Origin of the sequence: Escherichia sp. WS33, assembly GCF_046486385.1 — a bacterium.
Lineage (GTDB): Bacteria > Pseudomonadota > Gammaproteobacteria > Enterobacterales > Enterobacteriaceae > ECMA0423.
The window spans coordinates 95,589-111,550 of sequence record NZ_JBJQLJ010000004.1 but is presented as its reverse complement, the minus strand read 5'-3'; the positions used below and the strand labels follow the sequence as shown (position 1 = coordinate 111,550).

Annotated in this window: 10 protein-coding genes, 1 tRNA gene and 11 pseudogenes; 5 read left to right on the top strand and 17 right to left on the bottom strand. The window is 38.8% G+C overall.

The window, feature by feature from the left end; translation table 11 throughout:
• Nucleotides 1-40: 40 nt before the first annotated feature.
• Together ygeI and ACJHXA_RS05210 are read left to right on the top strand one after the other, a co-directional pair.
• Nucleotides 41-259 carry a protein YgeI gene (ygeI, locus tag ACJHXA_RS05215; protein ID WP_000184091.1) on the top strand — a complete coding sequence of 73 codons (219 nt, stop codon included), beginning with the start codon at nt 41-43 and terminating at the stop codon, nt 257-259.
• 82 nt (nt 260-341) lie between these two features.
• Nucleotides 342-844, top strand: a pseudogene (locus tag ACJHXA_RS05210) (lytic transglycosylase domain-containing protein).
• Between the two features lie 18 nt (nt 845-862).
• On the opposite strand, the pseudogene ACJHXA_RS05205 reads toward ACJHXA_RS05210, so the two are convergent.
• The 8 genes and pseudogenes from ACJHXA_RS05205 to ACJHXA_RS05170 all read right to left on the bottom strand — a co-directional run bounded on the left by ACJHXA_RS05205 (nt 863) and on the right by ACJHXA_RS05170 (nt 5,479).
• Nucleotides 863-1,495, bottom strand: a pseudogene (locus ACJHXA_RS05205) (LuxR C-terminal-related transcriptional regulator).
• A gap of 220 nt (nt 1,496-1,715) precedes the next feature.
• Nucleotides 1,716-2,147: a hypothetical protein gene (locus ACJHXA_RS05200; RefSeq protein WP_001349908.1), complete on the bottom strand. Its 432-nt coding sequence runs from the start codon at nt 2,145-2,147 to the stop codon at nt 1,716-1,718.
• Between the two features lie 2 nt (nt 2,148-2,149).
• Complete coding sequence (locus ACJHXA_RS05195; protein WP_146274757.1) at nt 2,150-2,335, bottom strand: hypothetical protein; 186 nt, start codon at nt 2,333-2,335, stop codon at nt 2,150-2,152.
• A 28-nt stretch (nt 2,336-2,363) separates the two neighbouring features.
• Entirely contained in the window at nt 2,364-2,945 is a 582-nt protein-coding gene (locus tag ACJHXA_RS05190; protein ID WP_001341846.1) for a type III secretion apparatus protein OrgA/MxiK, read from the bottom strand.
• Between the two features lie 15 nt (nt 2,946-2,960).
• Nucleotides 2,961-3,695, bottom strand: a pseudogene (locus ACJHXA_RS05185) (EscJ/YscJ/HrcJ family type III secretion inner membrane ring protein).
• Nucleotides 3,692-4,023: pseudogene (gene sctI / locus ACJHXA_RS05180) on the bottom strand (type III secretion system inner rod subunit SctI). Before sctI ends, ACJHXA_RS05185 begins: the two co-directional pseudogenes overlap by 4 nt.
• A 19-nt stretch (nt 4,024-4,042) precedes the next feature.
• Nucleotides 4,043-4,283, bottom strand: a pseudogene (locus ACJHXA_RS05175) (type III secretion system needle complex protein).
• Nucleotides 4,284-4,296: 13 nt separating this feature from the next.
• A pseudogene (locus tag ACJHXA_RS05170) lies at nt 4,297-5,479 on the bottom strand (PrgH/EprH family type III secretion apparatus protein).
• Between the two features lie 257 nt (nt 5,480-5,736).
• Between ACJHXA_RS05170 and ACJHXA_RS05165 the strand changes: the two are divergent.
• Both ACJHXA_RS05165 and ACJHXA_RS05160 read left to right on the top strand, forming a co-directional pair.
• A pseudogene (locus tag ACJHXA_RS05165) lies at nt 5,737-6,237 on the top strand (helix-turn-helix transcriptional regulator).
• A gap of 1 nt (nt 6,238) precedes the next feature.
• Nucleotides 6,239-6,532 carry a hypothetical protein gene (locus ACJHXA_RS05160; RefSeq protein WP_001566866.1) on the top strand — a complete coding sequence of 98 codons (294 nt, stop codon included), beginning with the start codon at nt 6,239-6,241 and terminating at the stop codon, nt 6,530-6,532.
• 60 nt (nt 6,533-6,592) lie between these two features.
• Here ACJHXA_RS05160 and ACJHXA_RS05155 read toward each other — a convergent pair.
• The 9 genes and pseudogenes from ACJHXA_RS05155 to actS all read right to left on the bottom strand — a co-directional run bounded on the left by ACJHXA_RS05155 (nt 6,593) and on the right by actS (nt 13,246).
• A pseudogene (locus tag ACJHXA_RS05155) lies at nt 6,593-7,713 on the bottom strand (EscU/YscU/HrcU family type III secretion system export apparatus switch protein).
• 8 nt (nt 7,714-7,721) lie between these two features.
• Nucleotides 7,722-8,489 carry a type III secretion system export apparatus subunit SctT gene (gene sctT, locus ACJHXA_RS05150; RefSeq protein WP_000503294.1) on the bottom strand — a complete coding sequence of 256 codons (768 nt, stop codon included), beginning with the start codon at nt 8,487-8,489 and terminating at the stop codon, nt 7,722-7,724.
• A 1-nt stretch (nt 8,490) separates the two neighbouring features.
• Nucleotides 8,491-8,751, bottom strand: coding sequence for an EscS/YscS/HrcS family type III secretion system export apparatus protein (locus ACJHXA_RS05145; RefSeq protein ID WP_000341004.1), 261 nt, complete (start codon nt 8,749-8,751; stop codon nt 8,491-8,493).
• Between the two features lie 9 nt (nt 8,752-8,760).
• Nucleotides 8,761-9,426 (bottom strand): annotated as a pseudogene (locus ACJHXA_RS05140) (EscR/YscR/HrcR family type III secretion system export apparatus protein).
• Nucleotides 9,416-10,403: pseudogene (locus ACJHXA_RS05135) on the bottom strand (YscQ/HrcQ family type III secretion apparatus protein). Before ACJHXA_RS05135 ends, ACJHXA_RS05140 begins: the two co-directional pseudogenes overlap by 11 nt.
• Nucleotides 10,363-10,482, bottom strand: a pseudogene (locus ACJHXA_RS05130) (type III secretion protein); the annotation flags it as partial. The pseudogenes ACJHXA_RS05130 and ACJHXA_RS05135, both read right to left, overlap by 41 nt.
• 12 nt (nt 10,483-10,494) lie before the next feature.
• Nucleotides 10,495-12,105, bottom strand: coding sequence for a glycoside hydrolase family 15 protein (locus tag ACJHXA_RS05125; RefSeq protein WP_000676929.1), 1,611 nt, complete (start codon nt 12,103-12,105; stop codon nt 10,495-10,497).
• A 233-nt stretch (nt 12,106-12,338) separates the two neighbouring features.
• Nucleotides 12,339-12,412, bottom strand: a tRNA-Gly gene (locus tag ACJHXA_RS05120).
• A 78-nt stretch (nt 12,413-12,490) separates the two neighbouring features.
• A complete protein-coding gene (gene actS / locus ACJHXA_RS05115; RefSeq protein ID WP_001272558.1) occupies nt 12,491-13,246 on the bottom strand; it encodes an amidase activator ActS in 756 nt (251 codons plus the stop codon).
• 414 nt (nt 13,247-13,660) lie between these two features.
• Between actS and xdhA the strand changes: the two genes are divergently transcribed.
• The gene (gene xdhA, locus ACJHXA_RS05110; RefSeq protein ID WP_000388148.1) at nt 13,661-15,958 is read left to right on the top strand and encodes a xanthine dehydrogenase molybdenum-binding subunit XdhA; all 2,298 of its coding nucleotides are present in this window, start codon (nt 13,661-13,663) and stop codon (nt 15,956-15,958) included.
• The last annotated feature ends 4 nt before the right edge of the window (nt 15,959-15,962 follow it).

The window sequence follows — 15,962 nt, the reverse complement described above, 5'->3', positions numbered from 1 at the left end:
GTAAAGACCATTGGCCTGGACAATTAAAAAAGGGAGCTTTATGACTAATCCAATCGGTATCAATAATTTATCTCAAAGTTCAAATATAGCGAATGCAACGGGTGATGAAGTCGTATCATTAGATAAACACATCAACACCAGTGCTACTGATACAGATCAAATACAAGCATTTATAGTTTCAACATGGATGGCGCCTTTTCAAAATGATATGTATTCAGAAGATAATCCTATCTCACCTTACTATAAAATTGAATGGTAGACGATTGACCAAATAAATCATAACGAGATACTTTTATAATAGTATCTCCTCCCTTTCATTCAATCCTCACACATGAAAAAATATGCGCTCACCAAAAGTTAAATTCTTAACCATCTTCACGTTTTGTATATTTATTACAAAAATGTCTTTCGCCAGCAACTCTTGCTCTAATGAAGCAGGAACAATGTTCAGAATCGAACCAAATTTAATTAAAGCTATCGCTCTTGTTGAAAGCAATCTAAAAAAGGATAGCATAGGCAAGAACAGAGATAAGAATAACAATATAAAGAGTTTAGATTATTGGTTAATGCAGATAAACCAGATGCATATTCCCCTGTTAAAAAAACGTGGAATAATAAAAGATGAACGAGATTTGTTAGATAACCCTTGTCTGAACATTAAAATAGGAACCGAGATTTTATATAACCATTTTTCACGTTGTGGAGTAACGTGGCAATGCCTGGGGACTTATAATGCGGGTTTTGCAATGGATAACCAAAAAAAGAGACAGCAATATGCCCCAAAATATATATTGTATATACCAGGCTTAATGAACTAGACAATCGTAAGGCTTCAGCAAAATGAGCCTAAAGCCTCTTTTTTTTATATAGTGCAAACACCCATACGTAAAGCTGTTTTGATCAACTCGATACCACTGTGAACATCTAATTTCTTCATGATATTGAGTCTATGAGTTTCGACTTTTTTTCTGCTTAACTGCAAGAAATTAGCGATTTCTTTGTTTGTTTTACCATCAGCTATGAGTTGTAATATTTCTGACTCACGATTTGTAAGTTGATTATCAGAGGAATACCTGGAAGATATTTTTTCACAATCCATATGTACACTATCAAAATAAGTGTAACCATTACTAATCGAATCAATAGCACGATTTAGTTTCGCCGGGTGACTGGTTTTCCATACGCATCCTTTCGCACCTGCTTCAAGCAATTTTATTGAATCAATATACGGCATCTTTGCTACAAATGTAATAATATGAGCATCTATCTTATGCGATTTAACCCATTTTACGAGTTCGGACCCCATCATTCCACCTGCAAATTCTCCTAAAATAAATATTTAGGCTGTAGATTTGTTACACTCCGCTATAGCTTTCTTCAGATCTTTATAGCCCCCAACAACCTTATATAAATCAGGATAATGTCCGAGAAATCCAATTATCCCATCAATCATAAACGGCTGCTGATCTGAAACTACAATTTTAATTTTTCCCATATATTCATCCTGAGTGTAAATGCTTTAACGCATTCATTTATAATCATCCCTTCCATTATTATTATAAGCAAAATCCAAAGAATACATTGATGAAATAATAATGAAATATAATTAAAAATAAAATTTTTTCGTAAAAAATACCACAGGCATTAAAAAATCATGAGATGATTAAAATATTACAATTAGATTATATTCAAATCATTAAACTTGAGCCAGGGAGCTATAAGTCCTCAGGGCTTGCCAAAACAGAATTATTCATATCCAAAGAATGTGTTTCAAACATTTTTTCAACTAAATAATGTCTGGCTTGTTCGCAGATTTCGTTAACCTTGTCAGGGGAGAAACAATGATTATTAATTAAATATTGCTCACAATTATCCACAAATTCCTGCGGACTAAATTCAGCAATAAATTGATCGGTAAAAAACACAAAACGCTTATCATCATGAAATGTAATATGGACATTCCATATTGATTTGTCGACAAAATATGACTCTACTTCAAGATACTTATCTTTGAATCTGGTAGGTATAAAGAGATTTACAGGACCTGATATTGCCGGTAATTTTTTTCTCCAACTTTCAAAAATTTTGATAAAAACATCAACTTCCTCTGAGGATTTTAACAATATACTCTTCAGATCGTTTATCATGTTTATTCTTTTTTTTCTAGTTCTGAGCTCAACAAGCTTATCAAGGGTATAAAATTATCCATCACATCAATAATGCCTTTTGTATAGCCATCATAATAACCTTGAATAAATTTTTCTTCTCTCTTTACCTCAATGCTCTGAATTTTTGCGCTGGTTTCAAGAAGGATACTTTCTTTAAGAGAAACTATTTATTTCAATCCATCAGAAATTTTTCTTTTAATCACAACACCATTTGCAGGAGATTTTATCAAGCTCATCTCTATTTTTTTTCGCATAAAATGTAATTCTCTCTAAAAGAGTTGATGCAAGTGGTAACGGCAATTGTATGTGATCAACAAAATCAGGAAATAATAAATTAAATCGTTGCTGCATTGCCAATGGTTGTTGCCTTATATAGGGTGACAACGTTGAAAAACCACATGTGATGATATTGTGATAGCTAGCGATGCCGGGTTTGTATCGTGCCTTTTCATTTATTTTCACCGGTATAGCTGATAAATAATCCCTTAGCACAGCAGGAACCTTATAAAAAAATCCGCGTTCTGCAAACCTTTCTCGATAAAAGTGATAACCACTGAATAAACAGAACAATGGAAATAAATTCCAATTGTTTATGTAGTAAATAAGTGAACTATTCAGATTAAAATGTTCAACTGAAAGATTGTACTGCAGAACAATCATTTCATTGGTAATAGATCTAAGCACCGGATTGTTAATAGGTGTATTATTCAAGCTTACTCGTTGAGGATGAATATAACTAATTGGATCATATATAATCTTTCTTAGGGCAAGATTCATAACGCTCTCATATGTCTACTTAATTTTCAACCTGACTAAATTAGTTAGAATGGCCCTATACTTCCATAACAGCCAGCAAGTCGCTACGGATATTAATGCAAGTAAGATAGAAACCGGCATAGCCTTATCATAAGCAAAAACAGGTTCGCTAATTTCATATGTTGGTGCTTGCTCAATAATGTCTCTTCGTTTTGACAATACAACAGAAATATTTTCATATTGTACGCTTGCAGAGCTATTAACAATAAATCTCTTGATATCATTTATTTTTATTTCTGGGTTGATATCTTTTTCATATACTGCAAGTACAGAAATATGAATTGGTAAAGCAGTTTTACCACTATCGCCATTATCAACATCGTAACTAACATGTACTCTCGAAGAAATAATGCCATCCATAATTTTGAGAGATTGCTCTAACCGCTGCTCAATAGCAGAATATAGCCTTGCTTTTTCCGCTCGTGGAGATGAAACGAGTGCATCTGCAGGGAACATCTGCGATATTTGAATATCAGGCTTACCCGGTAGATTGTAGATTTTTAGCCAATCCACCGCAGAAGCAAAATCCGTTGGTTCGACAAATATTGAAAATCCTGTTTTGCCTTAATCCTTCTTTTCAGCATTAATATTATGTCTTTGTAAAACAGCAAGGACATCATTAGCTTGCTGTTGATCAAGATGGTTCAATAATTCCTGCTGCTTGCAGCCGCACAACAGCAGGATAAACAATAATAATGATATATATTTCATGAGCGGGTCAACGTCTCAACTGCAGCGACAATCTTTCTTGCTAATGTTCCACCAATGAAACCTCGACATTATAATTAAGCACATGATCCTGCAAGACTAATAATTTTTCAGGAGTTAACCCCTCTTTATCAGACCTTAATGCTTGTAACGCATTTTGCTGCCAATTTTCAGTTTGTACAGCATAGTTGGCAAAAGCGGAGATCATTTTATCATCCGGGTTGTCAAGATTGAGAACCCGGTCATTTAAATCAATCACTTTCGCTTGCTGTATTTCATGAGCAGTTGATTGCTCAGCTCTATCAATAGGTGGCATATTGCTTACTGACATAATAAAATCCTTATCCAGTTTAGCGGAAGTTTTGTATGATTGCTGAATCAAGATCTTTATACGCTTTTACAACGTTAGATTGCGCATTTCGATATAATGTATACTCAGCTAATGCACTTTGATATTCGGCAAGAAATTTCGTGTCGGAGGGATTGGTTGGCTAAATCCTCCAACGCTTTTTCAACTTGCTGGTTCAGATCATCAACGCCCTGATCAAATTGATTGCTGATATCCATAATATAACCATTCCAATCTGCCATAAGTCCTCCTCAATTATTCCTGAAATGTCCAGTTGCTACCTTGAGACTTCTCGAATCGGTTATCTCCGTAGCTAAATGAACTATTATTTGTGTCCTGATTTTTCAAATTCACATTAAATCTTACATATTGTTTACCCCATTGTTTATAATATTCGTCAACATAGTTATTAATTTTATTTAATTCACTGTCACTTAACGTACCAATGATATTGAAATACACATTGTTAGCTGTTTTATATTTTTCATAAGAAAGACCTATCGCTGACAACGTTTCAATAGCCTGACTTTCCAATACATTATCATCTAATACCGCAATACTTATATTGCTGGCATATGGCATAGTTTGCAGTAATCCTTTAATAAGATTATCGATTAGTTGCTGTGTGATAGCGTTCCGTTGCTTACTCACTGTCAATCTTAGATTACTGGCATCTAATAGTTGAAGTTTAAAATATTGTAAATCAGGGAAATTATCAGCAAGCCATGAAAAAATTCGTATCGATTCATCATCAGGATTTATCACCCGTACTGGCTTTCCTGGTTGATTTTTTTCCAGTGCTTGTTTGACCCAGACTGCTTCATCCAAAATATTGATATTAATATAGATAACATGATCTCTACCATATAAAACTTCATAATTCCTGTTTTTGTTTACAAGAATTTTATCGATATGTCTCAGCTGCGGATCATTACTAGCATTAACAATATAAAAAGCAATAAAAATGATAGCAAAAAGAAAAAAAAAGCATTACATACTTAAACAGCTTACTGCTAAAGAAATGTTGTTTTGTAGAAATAATGTTATTTTCAATAATGCCTGGCAATGAATACTGCCAAACTTCATTTTTTTCTTTTACAGCAAATTTGAGACCTAAAACTTCTATTTGCTGATTCAATGTTAACGTTCTATCTTCAGGTTCTTGTGCTGTTAATTCTCTGAATGTTACTACCAGATCAGGGTCGGTAGTAATTATTATCTCAAAACTACCTGTAAGCTCGCCATAAGGAACGACTATTGTGTTTTCTGGTAACTCAGAAAAAGCATCACTTCTTCCTAACGAAACATCATTACCAATGATAACAAGTAGACGCCCATTAAGTATTTCATACTCGCATCCATTCAATGGTCCGCTCAACAAACGAATGGCATAAGATTCCAATAAGTCTTGTGATAAGAATTTATCATTATTTTCCATGAATACCACCCGCTAATTCCATAAGCTCTAGTTTAGAGTAGTGTAACAAGACGGAAATTTCATGACCAAATTATGATGACACAGAATAAAAAAATTATAATTTCGAGAACTATTTTAAATGCCTCTATGCATAACTTTATTTACAATTTAAGGTATAAACCCTATTCCCTCAATGTTAAGCAAATATAACAATCACTCTTATTTTAAATTTTACACGTAATATTTACCCTAAATGATTTTAGAGTACAGGTGGGCATATGCAAGTCTTTTCCAGTGATGTCTACTTCACTGTAGGCACTAATGCATTATTAGCATCCCAAAAAGAATATTACAGCGATTTAGTTGCGTTGGTTGATCTTGGACATTCGTTCGTTGTTATTGATGAGCATCAACATCGAAATCTCAAACCAAATACAGAACCTGTAAACATCCTTTTGAGCAACAATTTCATCAGGATCAATAAGAATATTACATTATCTGATTTAACGCATTTCCTGGTTTCAAATCTTCATACACAAAATGTGTATTCCACACAAGAACCACTTATCCATGATGAGATAGATATCCTGCGGTTATGTGTTTCTTACTCGTTAAAACAAATAGCCATTATTAAAGGAATTGATTATAAAACAATATCATATCACAAAATAAGAGCCCTAAATAAACTTAACATAAAAGGTACTGTTTAGTTGTTTATAGCACTCTGTGAATGGGATAAACATTATTTTAAACTCCAATCTTGCGTAAGAGAAAGTTGATATGTCATTAGTAGGATATAATAGTAACATCATAATAACCATCGCGCTGATATCGTTGCTCTCTGCATGCACCAGAGAAAATTCATTAAAGGAGAATCAAAATAAAAGAAGTGGCGAATCCCAAGCGATAGTAGATGCAAGACAGTTCTTTATCGAACACCCGGAATATATATCATCAGCAGAACTGGAGCAAAAGCTATATCGCGAATTTGCACAGGTTACTACAGTTCCAGCTTATAAAGAGATGAGTATGTATCAATTGCTTATCATTTCACAAGATCGTTTAACTCATTAAATAAGGATCTACACGCTTTTTGCGTGTAGATTCTTATAAATTTCTGACTACGACAGATGTTTAATTTTTTAAATTATCGTCTTTATTCTCGATTTTTGTGTCTTCACCCTCAATGAATTTATCTTCTGAAGAGAGCTGTTCATCTTGAACAGGTTGCCCAGCATTCTCCACATCTTCAAGCCACAGCAGAAGACGTAATATTTCATCTATATTTTCGAAGCTAACATAATCGTAGCGACGATGGGTAGCATAATTTTTTCGTGCTAATTTTTTATCTGTGATAATTGGTATTCCGATTTCCTTTGCATATTTCCTTACGCCTAAGGCCACCTCATTAGTTACTCTTACAGAAATCAATGGAATAGGTGAAAGATGTGGCTTAAAGTATATCCCTATTGCAATGTGAGTAGGGTTGGAAATCATCAAACGACTATTACTGACATCAGACTTCAATTGCTCAGAAAGAATTTCCTGATGCGCTCTCTGCGTTTAGACTTAATTTCTGGATTTCCTTCTTGCTCCTTGTATTCTCTTTTAACTTCTTGTTTATCCATTTTCATATCTTTCATAAATAAAAAATATTCAGCGATAAAATCAAAAATTAAGACAATTATCATACTGCCGAGACAATACAGTATGAGAAGGAATAGCATCTCTCCCCAATCTGATAATAAAGATATGATATCTCCATCAAGAGTTTTAAAAAGCAGTGATTTATGATTACTCCAAAATACTTTGATCGCCAATGCAAAAAAAACAATATAAAGAATTGCTTTAACAAATTCTTTTACGGTTTTTAAGCCAAATATACGCTTTAAGCCATTTACTGGATTCAATGAATCAAACTTAAATTTAACAGCTTCAGTTGCTAATTGCATTTTACTTTGAAACCAGGAGACAAGTATTGTTGTGAACATGCAAACCAGCAAAAAAGGAATGTTCGTTTTCAACCAACCAACCCCCATAGCTTTAAAATAGTCCCAAATATCTGGTTTAGCGTTATGATCAAGGATGTATTCAAGAATCGACATAATGTGATGCACATCAAAAACATATCCGAGATATAAAGTACCCACAAGCATTATTACAGAGATGGTTAAGTCTCTACTTTTTAGAATTTGCCCTTTTTTAGAAGCATCCTGGAGTTTCTTTTGTGTTGGCTTTTCAGTTTTATTGGCCATGAAACACTCTATTTCTCAATGTATAGTTGCAATTGTTCTGGGAAAAAGGATAACGGCATTACTCGTTCAGCCAGTATTGGGGCAAAATAAATAATTAATATTAAAAATGCCAGCGCACTTTTGACAGTCAGTGAAATGGCAAAAGCATTTAGTTGTGAAGCATAACATGCCAGCAATCCCAGGACAGCCTCACCGCCCAGCATAACGGCAATCACGGGGCTTGCGTAAACGATAGTATGAGTCATTATGTTATTAATATATGAGAATAAAGGCTCTAATTTAGGAAAATTAAAATTGCCTGAAGGCCATAAATTATAACTTTGCCAAAGAGTTTCCAGAATAAAGTTCATTCCACCTTTAGTAAGATAAACCGCAGCAGAGAAAAGGTTAAATAATCTTGCTAATTCCGAGGTATCGACACCTGTAGCCGGATCCAAAGTACTACTTAATGTTGCACCGCGTTGGTTATCGATAAAGCTACCTATAGCAAGGAACATCCAAAACGGGGATGCTAATAAGCATGCAATAAACAGCCCTATGATAATTTCTCTGGCAGCGAACAAAGCAATATCGATTTCATTTAAGTTCAATAATTCATAGTGGTAATGCTGAACTAATGCACATGATACCACTATTATTATTGGGTGACGAACTACTGTTGGTATATTCCCACTGGCGAAAAATGGTAACAAATAGAAAGTTGGTGCCAATCGGCAAAAACCGAGCGCTGTAGCAGCCAGCAGACTATGCAACTGATAGAGTATCGCCTCCCCCATGCTATCCTCTCGCGAATGCTAAATTCAGCATTTCGATACCAAATGAATATAATTTTTCACCATACCACCCGCTCATTAAAAAAAAGCAAATACTTACGCACAATAATTTCACGCCAAATGGCAACGTCTGTTCTTGCAACTGCGTTACCGTTTGAAAAAGCCCTACCAATAAACCAACAAATGTCGCAACTGCAATAGGTCCTGCAGACATAACTAAAATCAGATACAGCGCCCTATTCCCCGCAAAAACAATATCGTCCATATTTTTTCCTCAGGGATTAATGGATAGGTCAAAATATTGTAAAATGAGCCCTTTTGATAACATTGTCCAACCGTCCATCGCGACAAACAAAATTAATTTTATCGGTGTAGATATGGTTACCGGACTCATCATCATCATACCTAACGTTAACAGAACGCTGGATATAACCAGATCCACTACGACAAAGGGTAAATAGATATAAAAATCTATAATAAATGCACTTTTTATCTCACTCAATGCATATGCGGGCAGTAACGAGAAAATTGAAATATTATCATCATCGATTATCTCTTCATTGTCTTCAGAACTATTCACCTTCTAAATCTTTTCAAAAAAGCTAACCAACTCAGGTTCAGAATATTTTATCAAATATGATTTATAACCACTCATGCCTGTCTCAACAAAATTAACAACCGATGCTACATTATTGAATGAAAGATTCTCATTCTGACTGTTATTATATATTTCCTTCCCAACCGGCATCATTACGAACATTGACAATAGCAAAGCAACCCCATTAAGTGTCATATTTGATGGCACTTGCTGAAGTCCCAGCGCGTTTCGGACAATAACAAAAACAATCGAGAATTTAATAAAACATGTCCCGGATGCTATTATAAACGGCAATAGTGTAAATAATGATAATATCGCTATCAGCGAAATGCTATTTGACATTATTATTCCCTGATAACCAAGAATGAATTTCTACGCCCAATTTATCATCCACTTCAACAAGTTCGCCATAGCCAGTTAGCGCACCATTTACACGTATCTCTATATTTTTCTCAGATTCAGGAAGCAGAGATATTATTCTTTTTGCACAGAGATCGTCTATTTCATATAGATTCATTATTTTCTTACCAAGAACAAACTCAATTTTTACAGGCAACTCTTCAAAACTATTAATCATCTGTTCGTCATTTTCATCATAAATCTCACTCTCGTTTTTTTTGATATCAAAATCATCTGTTTCAAAATCTTCCTCGTACTCAAAATGATCAGCCATTTTTAACTCCTCTGGATAAATTAAATCACAAATTTTTGTATTATAAATAACCGCATAAGCCAAATTATTTGAGATTAATAAAACATCACCAACTTCAATATCAACAAGACTTCTGTAACATGTTTTACTAAATCCAATTACAAAATGAATGGACCAATATAATGATTTTTTGTCTAACACTGGAGCGTTTCCGTATTGGCAGACTGTGACTTTATCTAACCAAAGATTCAATTCCCCTGTTCATATTCTTATTAGTGGTTGAGCAGGGCTCAATACTCCATCAAATACTTTACCTACGTGCAAACGATTATATTTTAGTTCAGGATGCTTTAGATTTAACGGGGAACTGGATAAACTGAGCCATTCCCCTATTAACCTTTCCGTTTCTGGCATTAAAGCCATCCCAGCGAGCTCAGATGAAATTAAGGGAAATATTTCTCCAAGCAATACCCATCCAGACCAGCTGCCACTCTCTTCTGCTATCGGTAACCATTTAGCACTAAATTCGGGCATTAATAATGCAACATCTTCGCCATTTTCTTTCCAATTTTGAAAAGTGGTTTCAAACGTATGAGTGTTTCGATTTACTTTCCTCAGACCGAACATTAACTTTCATCCTTCTGATCGTTTTCGAATTTGCTTTCATTTTCTTGCTCCTCATAAGGCTGATGTCGTTGTCCTTGTCGTTCATCTTGCTCAGTCAATACCCAACGTTGTGCTGTAACTCATTATGAAAACTATTTAATTCCCTCATCATTGATAAGGTTGGACATCTCTTTCAACATGAGAGTCATTGAAGCTTTCGACCAATTTAGCGGAATGATAGGGCTTGGCGCTTCATGCAAAGTTCCCGACTTGTGGATATAGTTATAGCTTTCGGGAAGTGCCATTTCAGGTACACTCCTGCCATTTGCACCAATCATATTCTCGCCTGTTATTTGGGCCAATGATCTATTCATAAATTGCACTGAGTCATTCAAATACTCTTCCTTTCTTGATTCTTTATAAACAATTGCTGCTGATTTTGCATACCATGAGTCAAAAAACCATTCTGCTTCTGTTGATGGAATGAAGCTCTTTTCTCTTTTCGCATGTGAATTTTGATCGGTATCGGTTTTAATATCATTGAACCAAAAATTTGCCGACTGATAATTATCCTTCTCGTATCTTTTTATACCATACGGACCTGCTAGTTTTTTAACTATTTTTAGAACCTGCTCTTTTCTTCTGGTGTTTATCTTTGCAAGATTTGCAGGATAAATAACATTAAGTAAAGCCGCATCGGCTTCTCTGTAATGTTTATCTTTTTCCAGATAACCTGGGGATTCTCCCCCTAAATCAAGCTGTAACGTTATTCTTTCATAACCTTTATCTATGAGGTGGTTCAACCTCGTTGTTGAAAGAGGTTCATCCAGTTCATTGGCTTTAGCTTCGCGTAGTAAATCAGAGACAAAAACAGAGTCTTTCTTCGAGAGTAAGTTCGACAAACGTTCCAGTCCAGAGGTCACCAGTGCAACGGAAGATGTGTTTAATCGGGCATCTTCTTCCCATGCTCCGGAATCTTCCATAACATAGAAATTGGCTTTATCCAGATAAGCAATCAGCAGCGCAACCGATTTTAATCGGTCACCTTTTTGCCAATCTTCAGCGTTAATTGTATCAGTGTCGATTGCTTGTATAAGGAGATCAAGATAAAGACCTAACGCATCATTTTGTTTATGGTTCCACAGCTGCGGCTTGCCTTCTTCCTGCACATCTGCCATCACGGGGGAGTTGCTGTCAAATCGGATATGCACAACATTCATTTGCCCGGGAACTCCATCCAGTCGTTTGGGGTTGCTAATGACGTCCTGCATCCGCTTAATCTGGTCGGGCGTAGACATATAATCCCACAGGGTGAGCAGAACCTTTTTTGCGGCTACACTATTTCCCTGATCTGATACTAATGCCATATAGCCCCATAAACTATCCCTCAGCCAGACAGCATCATAGTGGGTTTCTGCCGCTGTTTTGTCATCTTCGAAAGTAGAAGCAAGAATAAACGTTCCCCAGGGTTTCTCCGTCAACGTTAACTTTCGTGTGTTTTCTGTTAATGTTAGCAATCCTTGAATTTCGTCTTTGGTATAGTGGCTCTTTATTTCATTTTGTAATTTGGCTGAGTGAATCAAAAGACGATAATTAGGATACTTATCTGGATTTAACGATAAATAACTTTTATCTGTTGCTGCCCCCGTGGAATTAAGAATGTTAAATACAGATTCACTCGTCACTTCTGCCCCTGTCGCCTGGCATGTGCCGCACGAAAATATACCAGCGAGCAGAAGAGTTAATGCAGATTTCCCTTTCATAAAATATTCCATCAATCGTTTGTTAAAAGCGTAGATAACCACTTATTTAACAACTTGAAAATAAGGTGTTTTACCTGGGTTGTTACAAAAGGATTGCATTGCGTAAACGCTTTTTATTTACAACAAAATGGGGAAGTATTACGGCGATTGCGAAAAGTCTGAAGCGATTGAATTAAGATAATATAGAAAATCAGATACAGCAAAAATGGCAGATTGATCAGGTGAAGATAAATTGGAGCGGGCGAAGGGAATCGAACCCTCGTATAGAGCTTGGGAAGCTCTCGTTCTACCATTGAACTACGCCCGCTTCGAGATGCGTAAGGCATTATAAACCTTACGCTCTCCTTAGCAAGTGCCGCGCTGCTGACTGCTGATTAATTCGCCATCAGCATTTTGGCTTGCTGCCCTGCGGCGGCAAGTAACGTAGCGGATCAATTGCCGTTGCACGGTAACGAATCTGGAAATGCAGGCGAACAGATGCCGCATCCGTGCTCCCCATAGTGGCGATTTTTTGCCCAGCCTTCACGCTTTGCCCATTATTTACCAGCATCGTGTCATTATGGGCGTAAGCCGTAATGTAATCTTCACTGTGTTTAATCATGATGAGATTACCGTAGCCACGCAGCTGGTTGCCCACATACACCACCTTTCCTGCACCCGCGGCGTAAATAGGTGTACCCCGTGGAGCTGAGATATCAATCCCTTTATTGCCGCCATCTGCTGTCGAATACGGCATGATAACTTTCCCTGTCGTTGGCCATAACCAACAACGTTGCCCTACTGGCGGCCAGGAAGATTTCGGTACCGCTGATGACGGTGTAACCGATGCGGTTTTGGTCGTTGATTTGGCGGTTGATTTACGTGTACTACTGCTACTTTTCGCCCCACCTAGTTTTAGTTTCTGACCAACTTCAATGGTGTAAGGGGGGGAAATGCCGTTCAGTCGCGCCAGTTCTTTTACGCTGGTTCCCGTGGTGCGCGAAATACGATATAGCGTATCCCCCCGTTTCACGGTGTAAACGGAGCCGGAATACGTTCCTGTATCGGATGATTTGCTACCCGAACAGCCCGCCAAAAGCAGTCCAACCGATAACAACATCACGATACCCAGAGATTTTTTATTCAGGCGTCCCGCACTCAAAATCTTTCCTCGCTTAAAAAACAAGACGCCTTATCATAGCAGCCAGCCTCTTGATACCCAATCTCTTGCTTCTGGAAAAACGTGGTAATAGAGAAAGAGGTTAATTTCATTTGGCAAAGGGAAGTATCATCAGCAAAATATTCGCTGTAGAGGTATCGAACTTCCTGACTTTTTACCCTATTTCCCATCCTGATGCGTAATAATCCCAATTTATCACATTGATTTTATCGCCACTCATATTGATACGTATCACTGCCCCTATTCAGAGTCCTGTTTCGTATCATATCTGTGTTTTTTTAACGTCATCACACTTCCTACCTCCCCTAACGCTTATCGTCGTTTCTGGCGTAAATCTTGCCTGCTTAGACTAAATCTTTGCCATAAGAACCAAATGTTCAAATCGAGGGGATTTCTATGGAAGCGCGGGAAGCAACCGCTACGGGTGAATCATGCATGCGCGTCGATGCCATTGCTAAGGTCACCGGGCGGGCACGATATACTGACGATTATGTTATGGCGGGCATGTGTTATGCGAAATATGTACGTAGCCCTATCGCACATGGTTATGCCGTAAGTATTAATGATGAACAAGCCAGAAGTTTGCCGGGCGTACTGGCGATTTTTACCTGGGAAGATGTGCCTGATATTCCATTTGCTACTGCTGGGCATGCCTGGACACTTGACGAAAACAAGCGCGATACCGCCGATCGCGCACTGCTAACTCGCCATGTTCGTCATCATGGTGACGCCGTTGCCATCGTCGTGGCCCGCGATGAACTCACGGCAGAAAAAGCGGCGCAATTGGTCAGCATTGAGTGGCAAGAATTACCCGTTATCACCACGCCAGAAGCGGCGCTGGCAGAAGACGCTGCACCAATCCATAACGGTGGCAATTTACTGAAACAAAGCACGATGTCGACGGGTAATGTCCAACAAACAATCGATGCCGCCGACTACCAGGTACAGGGGCACTATCAGACCCCCGTTATTCAACATTGTCACATGGAAAGCGTAACATCGCTGGCGTGGATGGAGGATGACTCGCGAATTACCATCGTTTCCAGCACCCAGATCCCGCACATTGTTCGCCGCGTGGTTGGTCAGGCGCTGGATATTCCCTGGTCATGCGTACGAGTCATCAAACCGTTTGTCGGTGGCGGTTTTGGTAATAAACAGGATGTACTGGAAGAGCCAATGGCGGCATTCCTGACCAGCAAGCTTGGCGGCATTCCGGTGAAAGTTTCCCTTAGCCGTGAAGAGTGTTTCCTCGCAACCCGTACCCGCCACGCTTTTACCATTGACGGGCAAATGGGCGTGAACCGCGACGGAACATTGAAAGGTTATAGTCTGGATGTTCTGTCTAACACCGGCGCTTATGCATCTCACGGGCACTCCATCGCTTCTGCGGGGGGGAATAAAGTCGCTTACCTTTATCCTCGTTGTGCCTACGCTTACAGTTCAAAGACCTGCTATACCAACCTCCCCTCGGCTGGTGCGATGCGTGGTTATGGCGCGCCACAAGTCGTATTTGCCGTTGAGTCTATGCTTGATGACGCCGCGACAGCGTTAGGTATTGATCCTGTTGAAATTCGTTTACGCAACGCCGCCCGCGAAGGAGATGCTAATCCGCTCACGGGCAAACGTATTTACAGCGCAGGGTTGCCGGAGTGTCTTGAAAAAGGCCGGAAAATCTTTGAATGGGAAAAACGCCGTGCAGAATGCCAGAACCAGCAAGGCAATTTGCGCCGCGGCGTTGGCGTCGCCTGTTTTAGCTACACCTCTAACACCTGGCCTGTCGGCGTAGAAATAGCAGGCGCGCGCCTTCTGATGAATCAGGATGGAACCATCAACGTGCAAAGCGGCGCGACGGAAATCGGTCAGGGTGCCGACACCGTCTTCTCGCAAATGGTGGCAGAAACCGTGGGGGTTCCGGTCAGCGACGTTCGCGTTATTTCAACTCAAGATACCGACGTTACGCCGTTCGATCCCGGCGCATTTGCCTCACGCCAGAGCTATGTTGCCGCGCCTGCGCTGCGCAGTGCGGCACTATTATTAAAAGAGAAAATCATCGCTCACGCCGCAGTCATGCTACATCAGTCAGCGATGAATCTGACCCTGATAAAAGGCCATATCGTGCTGGTTGAACGACCGGAAGAGCCGTTAATGTCGTTAAAAGATTTGGCGATGGACGCTTTCTACCACCCTGAACGCGGCGGGCAGCTCTCTGCTGAAAGCTCCATCAAAACCACCACTAACCCACCGGCGTTTGGCTGTACCTTTGTTGATCTGACGGTCGATATTGCGCTGTGCAAAGTCATCATCAACCGCATCCTCAACGTTCATGATTCAGGGCATATTCTTAATCCACTGCTGGCAGAAGGTCAGGTACACGGCGGAATGGGAATGGGCATTGGCTGGGCGCTATTTGAAGAGATGATCATCGATGCTAAAAGCGGCGTGGTCCGTAACCCCAATCTGCTGGATTACAAAATGCCGACCATGCCGGATCTGCCACAACTGGAAAGCGCGTTCGTCGAAATCAATGAGCCGCAATCCGCATACGGACATAAGTCACTGGGTGAGCCACCAATAATTCCTGTTGCCGCTGCTATTCGTAACGCGGTGAAGATGGCTACCGGTGTTGCAATCAATACACTGCCGCTGACGCCAAAACGGTTATATGAAGAGTTCCATCTGGCAGGATTGATTTGAGGAT

Coding starts and splice junctions, on each gene's coding strand:
- ACJHXA_RS05190 (WP_001341846.1), bottom strand. CDS start 2,945: ATGAATCTTGCCCTAAGAAAGATTATATATGATCCAATTAGTTATATT.
- ACJHXA_RS05145 (WP_000341004.1), bottom strand. CDS start 8,751: ATGGACGATATTGTTTTTGCGGGGAATAGGGCGCTGTATCTGATTTTA.
- ACJHXA_RS05125 (WP_000676929.1), bottom strand. CDS start 12,105: ATGAAAGGGAAATCTGCATTAACTCTTCTGCTCGCTGGTATATTTTCG.
- ACJHXA_RS05160 (WP_001566866.1), top strand. CDS start 6,239: ATGTCATTAGTAGGATATAATAGTAACATCATAATAACCATCGCGCTG.
- xdhA (WP_000388148.1), top strand. CDS start 13,661: ATGGAAGCGCGGGAAGCAACCGCTACGGGTGAATCATGCATGCGCGTC.
- ygeI (WP_000184091.1), top strand. CDS start 41: ATGACTAATCCAATCGGTATCAATAATTTATCTCAAAGTTCAAATATA.
- ACJHXA_RS05200 (WP_001349908.1), bottom strand. CDS start 2,147: ATGATAAACGATCTGAAGAGTATATTGTTAAAATCCTCAGAGGAAGTT.
- sctT (WP_000503294.1), bottom strand. CDS start 8,489: ATGGGGGAGGCGATACTCTATCAGTTGCATAGTCTGCTGGCTGCTACA.